This window comes from Rhabdonatronobacter sediminivivens, from assembly GCF_013415485.1.
Classification (GTDB): domain Bacteria; phylum Pseudomonadota; class Alphaproteobacteria; order Rhodobacterales; family Rhodobacteraceae; genus Rhabdonatronobacter; species Rhabdonatronobacter sediminivivens.
Genome location: NZ_JACBXS010000055.1, coordinates 1 through 16,007, shown reverse-complemented (window position 1 = coordinate 16,007; position 16,007 = coordinate 1). Strand labels below are relative to the sequence as shown.

At 67.5% G+C, this 16,007-nt stretch carries 15 protein-coding genes and 2 pseudogenes; 4 read left to right on the top strand and 13 right to left on the bottom strand.

Features of this window, described 5'->3' with window-relative positions:
* The 11 genes and pseudogenes from HUK65_RS18865 to mutM all read right to left on the bottom strand — a co-directional run.
* Positions 1-184 (bottom strand): annotated as a pseudogene (locus HUK65_RS18865) (IS630 family transposase); the annotation flags it as partial.
* Positions 185-199: 15 nt separating this feature from the next.
* A pseudogene (locus HUK65_RS19195) lies at positions 200-346 on the bottom strand (helix-turn-helix domain-containing protein); the annotation flags it as partial.
* Between the two features lie 308 nt (positions 347-654).
* On the bottom strand, positions 655-879 hold the full coding sequence (locus HUK65_RS16600) for a hypothetical protein (RefSeq protein ID WP_179907394.1): 225 nt from the start codon (positions 877-879) through the stop codon (positions 655-657).
* Between the two features lie 135 nt (positions 880-1,014).
* The gene (locus HUK65_RS16595; protein WP_179907393.1) at positions 1,015-2,391 is read right to left on the bottom strand and encodes an aminotransferase; all 1,377 of its coding nucleotides are present in this window, start codon (positions 2,389-2,391) and stop codon (positions 1,015-1,017) included.
* 63 nt (positions 2,392-2,454) lie between these two features.
* Positions 2,455-3,942, bottom strand: coding sequence for an NAD-dependent succinate-semialdehyde dehydrogenase (locus tag HUK65_RS16590; RefSeq protein ID WP_235442223.1), 1,488 nt, complete (start codon positions 3,940-3,942; stop codon positions 2,455-2,457).
* 184 nt (positions 3,943-4,126) lie between these two features.
* Entirely contained in the window at positions 4,127-4,615 is a 489-nt protein-coding gene (locus tag HUK65_RS16585; RefSeq protein WP_179907392.1) for an Lrp/AsnC family transcriptional regulator, read from the bottom strand.
* A gap of 30 nt (positions 4,616-4,645) precedes the next feature.
* Positions 4,646-5,965, bottom strand: a complete 1,320-nt coding sequence (locus tag HUK65_RS16580) for a replication-associated recombination protein A (RefSeq protein WP_179907391.1) — start codon at positions 5,963-5,965, stop codon at positions 4,646-4,648.
* Between the two features lie 42 nt (positions 5,966-6,007).
* Positions 6,008-7,438: a trypsin-like peptidase domain-containing protein gene (locus tag HUK65_RS16575; protein WP_179907390.1), complete on the bottom strand. Its 1,431-nt coding sequence runs from the start codon at positions 7,436-7,438 to the stop codon at positions 6,008-6,010.
* A gap of 166 nt (positions 7,439-7,604) precedes the next feature.
* On the bottom strand, positions 7,605-7,871 hold the full coding sequence (gene rpsT / locus HUK65_RS16570; protein ID WP_179907389.1) for a 30S ribosomal protein S20: 267 nt from the start codon (positions 7,869-7,871) through the stop codon (positions 7,605-7,607).
* 173 nt (positions 7,872-8,044) lie between these two features.
* Positions 8,045-8,821 carry an enoyl-CoA hydratase gene (locus HUK65_RS16565; RefSeq protein ID WP_179907388.1) on the bottom strand — a complete coding sequence of 259 codons (777 nt, stop codon included), beginning with the start codon at positions 8,819-8,821 and terminating at the stop codon, positions 8,045-8,047.
* Between the two features lie 64 nt (positions 8,822-8,885).
* Positions 8,886-9,749 (bottom strand): bifunctional DNA-formamidopyrimidine glycosylase/DNA-(apurinic or apyrimidinic site) lyase, encoded by an 864-nt coding sequence (gene mutM, locus HUK65_RS16560; protein WP_179907387.1) that lies wholly within the window; start codon positions 9,747-9,749, stop codon positions 8,886-8,888.
* Positions 9,750-9,852: 103 nt separating this feature from the next.
* On the opposite strand from mutM, the gene ubiE reads away from it, so the two are divergent.
* From ubiE to HUK65_RS16540, 4 genes are all read left to right on the top strand, one after another.
* Positions 9,853-10,605 carry a bifunctional demethylmenaquinone methyltransferase/2-methoxy-6-polyprenyl-1,4-benzoquinol methylase UbiE gene (gene ubiE, locus HUK65_RS16555; RefSeq protein ID WP_179907386.1) on the top strand — a complete coding sequence of 251 codons (753 nt, stop codon included), beginning with the start codon at positions 9,853-9,855 and terminating at the stop codon, positions 10,603-10,605.
* 4 nt (positions 10,606-10,609) lie between these two features.
* Entirely contained in the window at positions 10,610-12,139 is a 1,530-nt protein-coding gene (gene ubiB, locus HUK65_RS16550; RefSeq protein ID WP_179907385.1) for a 2-polyprenylphenol 6-hydroxylase, read from the top strand.
* A 62-nt stretch (positions 12,140-12,201) separates the two neighbouring features.
* Positions 12,202-12,822 (top strand): VOC family protein, encoded by a 621-nt coding sequence (locus HUK65_RS16545; protein WP_179907384.1) that lies wholly within the window; start codon positions 12,202-12,204, stop codon positions 12,820-12,822.
* The gene (locus HUK65_RS16540; RefSeq protein WP_179907383.1) at positions 12,819-13,304 is read left to right on the top strand and encodes a GNAT family N-acetyltransferase; all 486 of its coding nucleotides are present in this window, start codon (positions 12,819-12,821) and stop codon (positions 13,302-13,304) included. Before HUK65_RS16545 ends, HUK65_RS16540 begins: the two co-directional genes overlap by 4 nt.
* Positions 13,305-13,947: 643 nt before the next feature.
* Here the strand turns inward: HUK65_RS16540 and HUK65_RS16535 are convergent.
* Both HUK65_RS16535 and HUK65_RS16530 read right to left on the bottom strand, forming a co-directional pair.
* Positions 13,948-14,628: a flagellar hook capping FlgD N-terminal domain-containing protein gene (locus HUK65_RS16535; protein ID WP_235442222.1), complete on the bottom strand. Its 681-nt coding sequence runs from the start codon at positions 14,626-14,628 to the stop codon at positions 13,948-13,950.
* A gap of 17 nt (positions 14,629-14,645) precedes the next feature.
* On the bottom strand, positions 14,646-15,440 hold the full coding sequence (locus HUK65_RS16530; protein WP_179907382.1) for a flagellar hook-length control protein FliK: 795 nt from the start codon (positions 15,438-15,440) through the stop codon (positions 14,646-14,648).
* Positions 15,441-16,007 lie beyond the last annotated feature (567 nt).

The following is a 16,007-nucleotide window of genomic DNA, read 5'->3' as shown; positions in this document are numbered from 1 at the left end:
TTTTTTTGCGCGTGATCCCGTGGCGGGCGAGCAGCCGCGCAACGCTCATCGCCGAGGTCTCGACCCCCGCATCGGCCAGACGCGACACGATCTCGCGCAGGAACAGATCGGGCGTGTCCTCCAGCCAGCCGAGGATCATGGGCGCATGGGCCTCCAGCGCCTCCGAGCGCCGGTCCCCGCCCATCGGAAGTGCCTCTGCGCGCCCCTCTTGGCGCCATGTGGCGGCCCACCTGACCGCCGTCGCGCGCGAAATCCGCATCCTGCGACCCGCGGCACTGGCCGTCATACCCTCATCCAGAGCGGCCACGAACCGACCGCGCAAATCAGAAGAATACGGTTTCCCCATTCATGCCGACTCCCTTCTAGGCAGTCAGTATGAATCAGAAATCAGGCCGGATGGGAATCCCAAGGATTCAGGTTGGTCGTGACCCACTCTAGAGCGTGTCACGTGAATGCGAATGAACGCGACACGCTCTAGGCCTTCGGTCAAGCGATCCGGTGGCGCCATTGGCCAGACCCCTGACGTTCGAACAGCAGCAGCGCCATGGCCCACCAGTTGAACCAGCTTTCCGGATTTTCGCGGGCGTTCCCGCCTTCCAGCATCAGCGGGACTGAAAGGCTCGGGCCACCCTCCCCATCGACTTAGGCAAGGCTTTACAGGATGTTGCGGTGAATGTCATTGACAAGCTGCAGGGCGTTGTCAGGCGCGCCCTCCGACCGGGCAGGGAACGGCATGCACATGCAGCGCCCATCAGCATCGCAGTCGGATGACAGGTTGCTGTAGCGCGTGCCGCTGCTATCCGCGCGCAGGGCCGGGCCGTGGTGAATGGTGGTCCGGTCGGTCTGGCCATATTCGTGGCCGAATTCTTCCGGGATCACCGGATCAACATGGTCTGCGCCGCCAGGGGCAGGGCTGACACCCGGGCGCCTAATACAAGGGCAGCAGGCACGATACGCATCAGATGTGCCTTCAAAGGTGTGGCGGCGGACCGTGGCCGGCCCGCCGCCACGCATTCAGCCCCCCAGTACTTCGGCGATGGCCGCGCGTGTGGCTTCGGCGATCAGGTCGGCCTCGGCTTCGGTCAGGCACAGCGGCGGGGCAAATCCCAGGATGTCGCCCTGCGGCATGGCGCGCGCAATCACGCCCCGGCGCAGCATCGCCGCAACGACCTTGCCGCTGGTGGCGCCCAGGGCCGCGTCAAAGCCCGCGCGGGTGGCCCGGTCGGACACCAGTTCCACGGCGCAGAGCATCCCCTCGCCGCGCACCTCGCCCACATTGGGGTGATCGCCCACCGCCTCGGCCATGACCCGGTTCAGATAGGCGCCGGTGTCGCGGGCGTTGTCCACCAGCCCCAGCCTGTCGATCAGTTCCAGATTGGCGATCCCGGCGGCGGCGCCGATGGGATGGGCGGCATAGGTCCAGCCATGCCCGATCACGCCGAATTCGTCGGTGCCCTGCTCCAGCACCTTCCAGAACTCCTCGGACACGATCGACCCGGAAAGCGGCGCATAGGCCGAGGTCAACCCCTTGGCGATGGTGATCAGGTCCGGCTTCAGCCCGTAATGCGTGCTGCCGAACATGGTGCCCAGACGCCCGAAGCCGGTGACCACCTCATCGGCGATCAGCAGGATGTCATGCTTCTTCAGCACTGCCTGGATGGCCTCCCAGTATCCGGCGGGCGGCGGGACAATCCCCCCGGTGCCCAGGATCGGCTCACCGATGAAGGCGGCGATGGTGTCGGCGCCTTCGCGTGCGATCAGCGCTTCCAGATCCGCCACCAGATGCGCGGTAAAATCGGCATCCGACATGGCCGGGTCGGGGCGGCGATAGGGATAGGGGGCCTCGGCATGCAGGATGCGGTCCAGCGGCAGGTCGAATTTCTTGTGGAACAGCTCCAGCCCCGTCAAGGAGCCGGTGACCAGCCCCGAACCATGGTAGCCCCGCCAGCGGCTGATGATCTTCTTCTTTTCCGGGCGGCCCAGGATGTTGTTGTAATACCAGACCAGCTTGATGTTGGTTTCATTGGCATCGGACCCGCCCAGGCCAAAATAGACCCGGCTCATGTGATCGGGCGCGCGGTCCATGATCATCTTGGCCAGCCGGATCGAGGCTTCGGTGCCGTGCCCCGCATAGGCATGGTAATAGGAGAGCTGATGCGCCTGCGCGGCGATGGCCTCGGCGATCTCGGTCCGGCCGTAGCCGACGTTGACGCAATAGAGCCCCGCAAAACCATCCAGCAGGCGGTTGCCGTCCCGGTCCACGATATGGCAGCCCTCGCCGCCCGAGACGATCCGCTGCGGCGCCTCGCCGCGCGCGAATTGCGCCAGATGGGTGGAGGGGTGGAAGAAATGGTCACGGTCCCATTTGGCAAGCTGGTCATTGGTCAGCATCGGATGCTCCTTGTAGCCACTGGCGCCTTCGCGCCCGGTTTGGTGATGTTCAGGAAGGGCGGTTCAGCGCCAGTCCCGGCAAACGTATTTGATATCGGTGAAAGCCTCCAGCCCCCAGCGCGCGCCCTCACGCCCGATGCCGGACTGCTTGAAGCCGCCAAAGGGGATGGGCGCGCCGGTGACCTTGGTGCGGTTGACCGCCACCATGCCGAACTGCAATGCGCGGCTGACCCGGTAGATCCGGCGCGGGTCCATGGTATGCACATAGGACACCAGCCCGTATTCGGTGGCATTGGCCGCGGCCACCACCTCGTCTTCTGTGTCGAACGGGGTGACGGCGGCGACAGGGCCGAATGTTTCCTCGGTCATGATCAGCGCATCGCGCGGCACATCCACCAAGAGCGTGGGCTTGTAGAACAGGGGCCCCAGCGATGAGCGCGCGCCCCCCGCCAGACAGCGCGCTCCGCGCGCGATGGCATCGGCGACATGGCTTTCCTGCTTGGCGACCGCCGCCTCGTTCATCAGCGGCCCCAGGTCGCAATCCTCCAGGCCGGGACCCAGGGTCAGCGCCGACACCTTTGCGGCGAACCGCTCGCAAAAGGCCGCATACTGGCCGCGCTGGATGAAGAAGCGGTTGGCGCCCAGACAATCCTGCCCGGTGGTGGCGAACTTGGCCTTGACCGCTTCCTCCACCGCCTGGTCCAGATCGGCATCGTCGAACACGATGAAAGGCGCGTGGCCGCCCAGTTCCAGCACCAGCTTCTTCACCGTATCCGCGCATTGGCGATAGAGCAGCCGGCCCACCTCGGTTGAGCCGGTAAAGGACAGCACCCGCACCCGCGTGTCGGTCACCCATTCGCCCACGATTTCCGGCGCGTGGCCGGGCACGACGTTGAAGATGCCCGGCGCAAAGCCCGCCCGTTCGGCCAGCACCGCCAGCGCCAGGGCCGAGAGCGGCGTTTCCGCCGATGGATGCACCACACAGGTGCAGCCTGCGGCAAGCGCGGCGGCGGCCTTGCGCGTGATCATCGCCGAAGGGAAATTCCACGGGGTCACCAGCGCCGCCACGCCCACCGGCTCGCGCCAGACTTCTACCTCGGCATCGGGCAGGTGCGAGGTCACGCCGCGAATGTCCGGGCGCTTGGCTTCCTCGGCATAGAATTCGGCGAAGCTCGCGGCATAGTCGATCTCGCCGCGCGCTTCCGACAGGGGCTTGCCCTGTTCGGCCACCATGATCCGCGCCAGATCCTCGCGATGCGCGACCATCAGATCGAACCAGCGCCGCAGCGCCGCGCCACGCTCTTGCGGCAAGGTCATGGACCACTCGGCAAAGGCCCCCTCGGCGGCATCCACCGCTGCGCGTGCAGCAGCCGTATCCAGCTTCGCCACCCGGGCCACCACACCACCACCGGCCGGGTCGATGACATCGAATCGTTCCCCGCCGTCGCGCCACGCTCCGTTTATGAAGCCCTCAAGCCGCAGCAACCCCTTGTCGTCCAGCATCTCTGGCAGCTCCGTCGCCTGCATTCCGCTCATCGCGTTCTTGCCCATCATCCTCTCCTGGCCGCTCCGGCGTCATCTTGCCAAAAATACTCTGGGGAAGTCGGTGCCTGCACCAACGGGGGCAACGCCCCCATGACCCCGCATTCGGCCAGAGCATACGCCAGACCCGCCAGACGATCCGACCCCCTGCCAGGGCCCCAGGCCAGCAGGATCGTCTTTCAGGAGGGTGGTTTCACGATGATCCGTCCCGCAGCGCGCGCAAGGGCGGCGGGGCGGATTTCACCGGTTTGGTGACGATGTAACTGTAATACCGCTTCACCCCGGCGCGGCTTTCCAGCAACCCGTCCATCAGTGCCTGATAGGCGGCCACATCGGTGGCGATGACCTGCATCAGATAGTCATACCCGCCCCCCAGCGCCCAGCAGGCGGTGACCTGTTCGATTCGTGCCACCGCGCGTTCGAAGGTCTGCAGGCTTTCGGCCCGGTGCGTGTCCAGTTCCACCATGACGAACACCGTCACATGCGGGGCAATGCGTTCCAGCGCCACCTCGGCCCGGTAGCCGCGGATCAGGCCCGCGCGGCTCATCCGGTCCAGCCTCTGCCAGCAGGGGGTGGGCGACAGGTTCACCCGCCGCGCCAGTTCGGCCTTGGCGATCCGCCCCTCGCGCGAGAGGATCGCCAGGATCTCCAGATCACGGTCATCAAGGGCCAGCCGGTTCATGGCGCCATCTTGTCCGCGGCGCGGGCGGTGTCAATCGCCCGCGCGCGCCTGCCGACGGGCCCGCAGTTTGGCGAAATACTCAAGTCGCTTCTTCAACTCGCGCTCGAACCCGCGTTCGGGCGGGGCATAGAGCACCGGGCGCTTCACGCCATCGGGGAAATAGTTCTGGCCTGAAAACCCGTCCGCGGCGTCATGGTCATAGGCATAGCCCGCGCCATAGCCCTGCTCCTTCATCAGCTTGGTGGGCGCGTTCAGGATATGTTTGGGCGGGGGGGTGGATCCCGTCTCGCGCGCCAGCTGTTGCGCCCCTTTCCAGGCGACATAGGCGCCGTTGGATTTGGGCGCCAGGGCCAGATAGATAATGGCCTGGGCCAGGGCCAGATCGCCCTCGGGGCTGCCCAGGCGTTCATAGACCTCCCATGCGTGCAGGCAGATGCTTTGCGCCTGCGGGTCGGCCAGGCCGATATCCTCGATGGCCATGCGGGTGATCCGGCGGGCCAGATAGCGCGGGTCCTCGCCCCCTGCCAGCATCCGCGCCAGCCAGTAAAGCGCCGCATCCGGGTCCGACCCGCGCACGGATTTATGCAGGGCCGAGATCAGGTTGTAATGTTCCTCGCCGGATTTGTCGTATTTCGCCGCCCGCCGCATCAGCCGTTGGCCCAGCGCCTGCGGGTCCAGCTTGCCCGGGACCTTCCACGCCGACACCTGCTCCACCAGGTTCAGCAGCGCGCGCCCGTCGCCATCGGCCATCTCCAGCAGCGCCTCGCGCGCGGGCGCGGTCAGGGGCAGGGGGCGGCCCAGTTCGGCCTCGGCGCGCTGGGCCAGATGCTCCAGCCCCGCCAGCGTCAGCCGTTCCAGCACGATCACCTGCGCGCGGCTCAGAAGGGCGGCGTTCAGCTCGAAGCTGGGGTTTTCGGTGGTGGCGCCCACCAGCACGATGGTGCCGTCCTCCATATGCGGCAGGAACCCGTCCTGCTGGGCCTTGTTGAAGCGGTGGATCTCATCGACAAACAGCAGCGTGCCGCGCCCCTGCTGGCGGCGCAGGCGGGCCGCGTCGAAGATGCGGCGCAATTCGGGGACACCGGTGAAAATGGCGCTGATCTGGGTGAACTCCATATCGCCCTGATCGGCCAGCAGCCGCGCGATGGTGGTCTTGCCCACCCCCGGCGGCCCCCACAGCACCAGCGAGCCCAGCGTGCCCGCCGCCAGCATCGCCCCCAGCGGGCCATCCGGCCCCAGCACATGATCCTGCCCCACCACATCCGACAGTGCGCGCGGGCGCAGCCGGTCGGCCAGCGGGCGCGGCGCGGCAGAGGGGGCCTGCGCCCCGGTATCGAACAGATCCGCCATGGCGCGCAGCCTAGGCCAGGCCCGCGCCCGGCGAAAGGGCCATCACAGCCGGAAGCGCAGCGACACGCGGCGTCCGTCACGCAATGCCTCGACATGCCAGGTGCGGCCCGTGTCCTGTGCCGCGCGTTCGGCGTCCGTGCTGTCGGCAATGGGCTGGCCGTTGATCGCCAGCAGGATATCGCCGCGGCGCAACCCGGTGCGCGCGGCCATGTCGCGCAAATCGGTGACCAGCGCGCCGCGCGCATCTAAGGGCAGGTTCCATTCTGCGATCACGGCGGGGTTGATGGTCACGATGCTCAGCCCGCGCAGGGCGGTGTTGGCGCGGATGGTGCGGGGCGCGCGGGCCGGGATTTCGGGCGGCGGGATCAGGTTGACCTGTACCGCGCCTTCGCTGCCATCGGCGCGCAGGACGTCGATCCCGGCCACACCGCCGATCCCGGTGGCGGCCAGGCGGAACATCATCTCAGGGGCCGAGTTCACGGGCGCACCGTCCACCGCGCGCAGCACATCGCCTGCGCGCAGCCCCGCCGCGGCAAAGGGGCTGTCGGCATGCATGTCGGTGATGACCACGCCTTCGGGGATGGTCATGCCAAAGGCATCGGCCAGCGCCGGGTCCAGGGTCTGGGCGCTGATCCCGGCCCAGGGGCGCACGAAGCGGTCATTCCCGGCCTGTGCCTGGGCGATCACCTGCGCCACCAGATTGGAAGGCACCGCAAAGCCGATCCCCAGCGACCCGCCCGAGCGTGTCAGGATCGCCGTATTCACCCCCACCAGCTGCCCCTGCATGTCCACCAGCGCCCCGCCCGAATTGCCGGGGTTGATCGCCGCATCGGTCTGGATGAAATACCCCCGCCCCGATCCCAGCGCGATCCCGGACCGCGCCAGCCCCGAGATGATGCCGCTGCTGACCGTCTGTCCCACGCCAAAGGGGTTGCCGATGGCCAGCACCAGCTCGCCCACCTCGGCCCGGTCGGAATCCTGCAGCGTCAACGCGGGCAGGTCCGTGGCGCCGTCAAGCTGCAGCACGGCCAGGTCGCTGTCCTCATCGGCCAGGATCACCCGTGCGGCATATTCGCGCCGGTCGGTCAGCACCACGCGGATGTCGCTGGCCCCGCCCACCACATGATAGTTTGATACCACAATGCCATCGGGCGCCACGATCACGCCGGAGCCAAGCGCATTCTGCACGCGCGGTGTGGGCGGGCCAAAGCCGCCAAACAGGTCGCCGAAGAACGGATCGCCCGCAAACGGGCCGCGCCGATCCTCGACCACCCGGCGGGCGTAGATATTGACCACCGCCGGTGCTGTCTGGCGAACCACCGGGGCGAAGCTGAGCGTGATTTCGGCGCGGTCCGTGGGCACCCGGGTCTGTGGCTCTGCCTCCAGCCGTGGTGCCATGGCCATGACCAATGCCAGCGCCGCGGCCAGAACCGCCGCGGCGAACACGCCCGGTTTGGTGATTTTCGGGTTCATTCCGTCCCCCTGTAACCTGTGCAAAATCCAAGCCCGCCGAACCGATGCGGATATAGGCAGCGCGCCGCGCGCGTTCCAGAGGGGGCGCCAGGAGCCTGGCCGGGGGTGCCCAATGAAAAAGGCCCGCCGAAACCGGCAGGCCCTGAAATGCAGCATGGCGGCGGTATCAGGCCGACAGCGCCTTTACCCGTGCCGACAGGCGCGACATCTTGCGCGACGCGGTGTTCTTGTGCAGCACGCCCTTGGTCACGCCGCGCATCAATTCGGGCTGGGCGGCCAGCAGCGCGGCCTTGGCGGCATCGGCGTTGCCGGATGCAATCGCCTCTTCGACCTTGCGCAGGAAGGTACGGATCCGCGAGCGGCGCGCCTTGTTGACTTCGGTGCGGCGTTCGATCTGGCGGGCGCGCTTCTTGGATTGGGGGGTATTGGCCATGGGTCTGAGGTCTCTTTCGGGTCTGTTGCGTTACGGTTGCGCAAACGGACCCACGGCACGGCTGTGCAGCCGATTCGATCTCATGCCTTAAGCGGGCCCACGCGCATGTGCGGCGTCGCATACACCAGCCGCAGGGGAAAGAAAAGACCCCACGCGCGGCGGGGTCCCGGACGTCAGCGATCGCGGAACTGCGCCTCGCGCTTTTCCAGGAAGGCGGCCATGCCTTCCTTCTGGTCTTCGGTATTGAACAGCATGTGAAACACGCGGCGTTCGAACAGCAGCCCCTCGCGCAAGGTCGTCTCGTAGCTGCGGTTCACGGCTTCCTTGACCACCTTGACGGTCACCTGCGATTTCTCGGCGATCTTGTCGGCGGCCTCCATGGCGGTGTCCAGCAGTTTCTTGACGGGAACCACGCGGCTGACCAGGCCCGAACGCTCGGCTTCCTCGGCATCCATGAAGCGGCCCGTCAGATGCATGTCCATGGCCTTGGATTTGCCCACGAAGCGGGTCAGGCGCTGGGTGCCGCCGATCCCGGCCACCACGCCCAGGTTGATTTCCGGCTGGCCGAACTTGGCCGTGTCCGAGGCGATGATGAAATCGCAGATCATCGCCAGCTCGCACCCGCCGCCCAGCGCATAGCCCGAAACGGCAGCGATGATCGGCTTGCGCACGCGCAGCATGGCTTCGGTTTCGGGGGTGAAGAAATCGGCCTCGAACATGTCCACGAAGCCCTTGTCCGACATCTCCTTGATATCGGCGCCCGCGGCAAAGGCCTTGTCAGACCCGGTCAGGACAATGGCGCGCACCTTCTCGTTGCGGTCGGCCTCGGTCAGGGCCTTGGCCAGTTCGGCCATCATGGTGCTGTTGAGGGCGTTGAGCGCATCGGGGCGGTTGAGGCGGATCAGTGCGATATGGTCCTTGATATCGACGATCAGCGTTTCATAGGCCATGAGCGGCACCTTGGTTGTTGCGATACAAGTTTGCGTGCATATCACCTCGCATAGGTGTTTCAAGTCATCTCTGACATCGCGGGCACCAGAAGCTGGACCGGCCGGATTGCACGATCCGGCGCACGGTGCCTGCGCAGTCCGGGCTTGGGCAGGGGGCGCCCTCGCGCCCGTAAACGCGGAAAGAGTGCTGGAAATAGCCAAGTTCCCCATCCGCCTGGCGGTAATCGCGCAAGGACGATCCGCCCGCGTCGATCGCATCGCGCAGAGTCGCGCGGATGGCATCGGTCAGCCGTTCGATCCGGGGCATGGAAATGCGCCCGGCGGCGCGGCGGGGCGCAATGCCGGCGCGGTGCAGCGCCTCGCACACATAGATATTGCCCAGCCCGGCGACGATTCGCTGATCCAGCAACGCGGCCTTGACCGGCGCGCGCCGCCCGGCGAAGCGGGCGCGCAGATAGGCGGCGTTGAAGCCGTTGCCCAGCGGCTCTGGCCCCAGCGCGGCCAGCAGCGGATGCGCGGCCAGCGCATCGGTTGCCACCAGGTCGATGGCGCCAAAGCGGCGCGGATCGTTGAAGGTGATGCGCGCGCCATTGTCCATGTCCAGCACCACATGGTCATGGCGTTCGGGCGCGGGGTGGTGGTGGTGAAACCGCCCCGGCACATGGGGCGCGGCCAGCCCGGACACCACCATCCGCCCCGACATGCCCAGATGCACGATCAGCGTCTCGCCCCGGTCCAGTTCGGCCAGCAGGTATTTGGACCGCCGTCCCAGCCGCAGCACCCGCGCGCCCTGCAGCCGCGGCCCCATGTCCGGCGGGAAGGGCCAGCGCAGATCGGGGCGGCGGATCTCGGCGCGGGCGATCGCCGCGCCTTCCATCGCCGGGGCCAGGCCGCGGCGCACGGTTTCGACTTCGGGCAATTCGGGCAATCCTGCCTCCCTGCGGCAAAGGGGCCGGATTGTATCGCCCCGGCTTCCCCCTATAAGTAGGGCCATGCCCGGCTGCCAAGGGTGCCTGCACGAAAGGTCCGCCATGAGCGACGATCCAAAGACCACGCATTTCGGCTATCAGACCGTCGAGGAAGGCGCCAAGGCCGGGATGGTGCATGGCGTGTTTTCGCGCGTGGCGTCCAAATATGACGTGATGAATGACCTGATGAGCGGCGGCATCCACCGTATCTGGAAGGACGCGATGATGGACTGGCTGGCCCCGCGCCCGGGTCAGCGGTTGCTGGATGTGGCGGGGGGCACGGGTGACATCGCCTTCCGGTTTCTGGGCCGCGCCGGGGCCGGGGCGCAGGCCACGGTGCTGGACCTGACCGAATCGATGCTTATCGAAGGCCAGCAACGGGCCGAGGCTGCGAACATGGCCCATGCGCTGGACTGGATCGTGGGCGACGCCATGGCGCTGCCCTTTGCCGACAACAGCTTCGACGTCTATACAATCAGCTTCGGCATCCGCAATGTGACCCGGATCGAAGACGCTCTGGCCGAGGCGTTTCGCGTGCTGCGCCCCGGGGGGCGGCTGATGGTGCTGGAGTTTTCGCAGGTGCCGGTGCCGATGCTGCAAAAGGCCTATGACCTCTATTCCTTCAACGTGATCCCGGCCATGGGGCAGGCGGTGGCGGGGGACCGCGACAGCTATCAATATCTGGTCGAATCCATCCGCCGGTTTCCTGATCAGGAGCGTTTCGCCGCCATGATCCGCGATGCAGGCTTCGAACAGGTGAAATACCGCAACCTGTCCATGGGCATCGCCGCGCTGCACTCCGGCTGGAAGATCTGAGCCCATGCGCGGACCCCATAACCTTCTGCGGCTGATCCGAACCGGTGCCACCTTCGAACGCACCGGCGCCATGGCGCAGGTACTTGAGGCGATGAACGCGCCGCCGCGCCTGCGTGTGGCGCTGCGGGTACTGGCCTGGCCGTTCCGCTGGCTGGGACTGAAGGGCGACCCGGCGCTTCCGCCTGCCACCCGCGCCCTGACCGCGCTGGGCCCGGCCTATATCAAATTCGGCCAGACGCTCGCCACCCGCCCCGATGTGGTGGGCACCGAAATGGCCGAGCAACTGCGCTACCTGCAGGACAAGCTGCCACCCTTTTCCATGGCCGAAGCCCACGCCACTGTGGCCGAGGAACTGGGCCTGAGCGTGGAAGAGGTGTTTTCCGAGTTTTCCGAACCGGTGGCCGCGGCCTCCATCGCGCAGGTGCACAAGGCGCGGCTGGCCAGCAACGGGCAGAAGGTCGCGGTCAAGATCCTGCGCCCCGGGGTGGAGCGCGCGTTCCAGACCGATATCGATGCCTTCTACTTCGCCGCGTCGATGATCGAGGCGCTGCTGCCACAGACCCGGCGCTTGCGCCCTGCCGATGTGATCGCGCATTTCGATGCCACCGTGCAGGGGGAGCTGGACCTGCGGCTCGAATCCGCCTCGGCCGCCGAATTCGCCGACAATACCGCCAATGATGACGGTTTCGCCGTGCCGCGCCCGGTCTGGGGGCTTTCGGGGCGGCGCATGATGACCCTGGACTGGGCCGAGGGCGTCCCCATGAGCGACCGCGCGGCTGTGGACGCGCTGGGCGTGGACAAATCCGCCATCGGCACCCGCGTGCTGCAACTGTTTCTGCGCCACGCCCTGCGCGACGGGCTGTTCCACGGCGACCTGCACCAGGGCAACCTGAAGATCACGCCCGATGGCACGCTGGTGGCGCTGGATTTCGGCATCATGGGCCGGATCGACGAATATACCCGCCGCGTCTATGCCGAGATCCTGTTCGGCTTCATCCGCCGCGATTACCGCCGCGTGGCCGAGGTCCATTTCGAGGCCGGCTACGTCCCCCCTGACCGCGACATCGACGAATTCGCCCGCGCCCTGCGCTCGGTCGGCGAACCGATCTTTGGCATGGACGCCACCCAGATCTCGATGGCGCGGCTGTTGGCTTATCTGTTCGAGGTGACCGAGCGTTTCGGCATGGAAACCCGGACCGAACTGATCCTGCTGCAGCGCACCATGGTGGTGGTCGAAGGGGTCGCGCGCTCGCTGGACCCGCGCATCAACATCTGGAAGGTCGCGGGCCCGGTGGTCGAGGAATATATCAGCGAAAACATCGGCCCCCGCGCGGTGACCCGTGACCTGCTGCGCACGGCGCGGGTGCTGTCGCGCTTTGGCCCGCGCCTGCCGCAACTGGTGGAAAACGCGCTGATCGCGCAGTCGCAGCCGGATCAGGGCGCGGGGTCCGGGCGGGGCGGGGGGCCGCTGCTCTGGCTCGCGGTCGGCGGGGCGCTCTTTGCCGCCGGGGTGGTGCTGGGCACCCTCATCTGAGCCTTCACCCTGCGCCGCTTCGGTGCTACGTCATCTGCGCATTCGGCCACCAGGGGGACACCATGCCTGCGCGTTTCGACCATATCGCCATCGCCGCCGAGGATCTGGAAACCGGCGCCGCCGCGGTCGAGGCCGCGCTGGGCGTGCCCCTGCAACAGGGCGGCGAGCACGCGCTGATGGGCACGCATAACCGCCTGCTCTCGTTGGGGCCGGGCGAATACCTGGAGGTCATCACCATCAACCCCCGGGCCCCCGCCCCAGACCGTCCGCGCTGGTTCGATCTGGATCGCTTTCAGGGCCGGCCGCGCCCCAACACCTGGATCGCCGCCTGCGATGATCTGACCGGCGCATTGGCGGCCGCCCCCAGGCGCAGCGGCCAGCCCATCGATTTCGAACGCAACGGATTGCGCTGGCGCATGGCCGTGCCTGATGACGGGCAATTGCCCTTCGACAGCGCCTTTCCCGCGCTGATCGAATGGCAAGGCAGCGCCTCTGCCGCGGATCGGCTGACCGATCTGGGCTGCCGGTTGGAGCAAGTGATCCTGACCCATCCGGACCCGCAGGCGCTGCAGGCCGCGCTGGCGCCGGTGATCGACGATCCGCGCATCACCATCGAACCCGGCGCCGCAAAAGCCATCCGCGCCGTGATCCGCACCCCCCACGGGCTCAGGGAACTTGCATGATCCGCGCCGCCCGCCCTGATGACGCGGGCGCGATCATCGGTCTGTGGAACCCGGTCATCCGCGACACGGTCATCACCTTCAACCCGGTGGAAAAGACCGAAAAGGATGTCGACGCCCTGATCGCCGAGGCGACCGCCCGCGACTGGGGCTTCCTGGTGGCCGAAGAGGGCGGCCATGTGCAGGGCTTTGCGCGGTATTTCCAGTTTCGCGGCGGGCCGGGCTATGCCCGCAGCATGGAGCATACGGTCTACCTTGACCCCTTGGCCCATGGCCGTGGGCTGGGCCATGCGCTGATGGAGGCGCTGGAATCCCACGCCCGCGCGCGGGGCATGCGCATGCTGATTGGCGGCATTACCGGGTCGAACGCCGCCAGCCTGCGGTTTCATGCCGCGCGCGGCTATGCCGAGGTCGGGCGCATCCCGGATGCCGGGTTCAAATTTGGTACCTACCACCCGTTGGTGCTTGTGCAGAAGCGCCTCTGATCATCTGACGTTGCCGCCTCAGCCTGCGCTGCCCATCCGCCGGGGCGCGGCTATGGGGCGACAGGAGGGGTGCGAGTTCAGGTCAGCGCTGCGTATCGGGCCGTGCCCACGGTGCTGCGGGACCATATGAGACGTTGCCCGGATGCCGCAGGCTCAGGTCCTGCCACATCGCACAGTTCAGGGGTGCTCCACACGGCGCCCGGCCTGCGACGCGCCCGGAGGCATCCTTCGCGCAGGCGATCCAGCCCGGATGTCTTGCGGTTGCTTGCGCCCGCTGCACCGTTGTCCGTTGTCCGTTGTCCGTTGTCCGTTGTCCGTTGTCCGGGGGCCGGGGCCGGGGCCGGGGTCGGGGCGGGGGTCGGGGCGCAGGCGTCCAGGCAGCAGGTTGACCGGGCGCTGCCCATCGGCCGGGTTCAATCCAGGCCGCGGTGCCCCCCGGTCCGGACAAAGCCCATTCCGCGGCCTGACAGATCAGGCGCCAGGGCACGGCGTCCCCAACGGAGCGCAGCCCCGGCCCGGCACAGGCGCCAATCGTCTTTCAGGACAGCCCGGCGGGTGTTGTGCGGCATGCTTGCCAATAGGGTTAGCAGCCTGCTCCCTTCGACCGGGAGGCCCGGCAAGCCGAAAATTATGTGGCCCGAGGTCAATAGCCGCCACCTTCCGGCGCCCGCAGGCCCTTGACCGCGCTGCTGTCCAATGTGCTGCCGCCATCGACCTTCAGCACCACGGCGCCATCGTCGAAGCGGGCTTCCTGAATGCGGCTGTAGGTCAGGGCCGGATTGGTCGCGATCACTTCGCCCGACCGCAGGCTTTCGATGGTGAAGTCATAATGGCCCTGGGGCAGGGGGAAGCCATCGGCGCCGGTGCCGTCAAACTCCAGTGTCTCGGCCGCGGGGTCGATGTCGAAACGCGCAACTTCGGTCCCGAATGCATTGCGGACGATCAGCCGGGCGCGATCCGCCGCCGGGACATCCGGGGTCAGCAGTTCCAGCGGGGCGCCGCCGTACCAGGCGGGCTCTGCGCTCAGCGCTTCCATCCCAACCCAGCCGGCAAGCTCACTCAACCCCATGCGCGCCGACAGGGCCTCAAGCAACTGGTTGCTGCGCACCTGCTGCTCCACCCCGGAGAAGGTGGCAAGTTGCACCGCGAATTCTTGGGATTCCATGGGGTTGAGCGGGTTCTGGTTCTGCATCTGAACCGTCAGCATGCGCAGGAAGGTTTCGAAATCGGGGCTGGTTGAGATTGCCCCCCGTGGCGTCGCTGCCGCAGCGCCGCCGTTTGCCTGGCCCGCCCCGGCGGCGGTCATTGCGTTCAGCATGTCCATGTTTTCTGTCTCCTGTATCAGAGCCGCAGGTCCAGGCCGCCGCCATGGGCGGCAGGGGCCGGGCGGGCGGTTGTGGTTGGCGCAGGGGGGGCGAGGGCATCGGCCGCAGACCCTTGGAAGCGTTGCGGCCTGCCCTGCGGCGCATCGTGCTGCTGGCCGAAATCAAACCGGATGCCGCCAAAGCCCATGGCTTCCAGATCCGCGCGCAGCAGGTCGGCATGTCGGCGCAGCAGCTCTTGCGTATCCTGACGCTCGGCGGTCAGGACCACATGCAGCCCGGCTTCGGCGGGGGAAAAGGTGATCCGCACCCGGCCAAGTTCCGCCGGCGCCAGCGTCAGTTCCAGCGCGCGCGCGTTGCCTGACGCAAGCGCCTCGCGCAGTTGCTGGCTGACCTGTTCGGCGACAGGTGCCGGGGGGGCAGCCGCCAATCTGGCCGCAGTCGGCGGCGCGGGATCGAAGGCCGGTGACGCGCTGGAAACGGCAAGCCCCGGGTCCAGCCGCAGCCCGTCCGCGCCGCGTTCTGCGCGCCCGGAATCCTGCGGCTCTGACAACAAGCCGCCCGCGAACGCCACCGGGGCATTGAACGCCGCGGCGCGGGTCTGCATCGGCACAATGGCTGCGCCTTCCGTCCGCGCCAGAGTGGGCCCCACCGGGAACCCCTCGCTGCGCGCCGCACCCTTTGGTGCCCGGACGCCATCTGCCCTGTCCCGTGTGTCGGGGTCCATGTGCATGGCGCTGTCAAACGCGGCGAGCATGGGCGGCGCGCCGAGAGTGCCACCTGTGCCGGAGGGTGCGTTTACGGTCGTCTGCATGCCATCACCAGTAACGCCGTGCCCTGCAGGATAGGCCGTATTCCCCGGTGGCCGCGCAAAGGGTGGGTTTTGCGCGGCCATTTGGCGCGGGTCCGGTTGTGCGCGCCCGGTCTGTGCCAACGGTGTCGCAATCTGTGAAGGCCTCGCATCCTCCCAACGGTCTTCGGGTGGCGTGGCACCGCGGGTGTCTGTCCCGAACTGAGCGTTTCCAGTGGGGGCAAGCGGCCCGGCAGTGCCGGTCATGTTGGGGTTTTCCTGCGGCCCGGAGGGCAGTGGCAGTGCTGGCCCGGCTGGGCCATTGGGCCACCTGTTGTTTGCAGTGCCGCTGCCCTGCGCCGGATGCGCGCCCGACGGCCTGTCCTGGATCAGGGCATCCTTGGCCAGCGTGTCACTGGGCCTGGTGGTGAGGCGCGCGCCCGGCGTTGCCGATGGAGCATCAGGACGGGCATGCGCGCGGATGGGCGAATCGTCAGCCGACGCCCAGGTCACTTCCGCCCGAGGCATTTGCGCGGGAGGTTCCGCGCCGATGGCCGCACGCGGCGGCGAGGCGGGCGCTGTGGCAAGGTC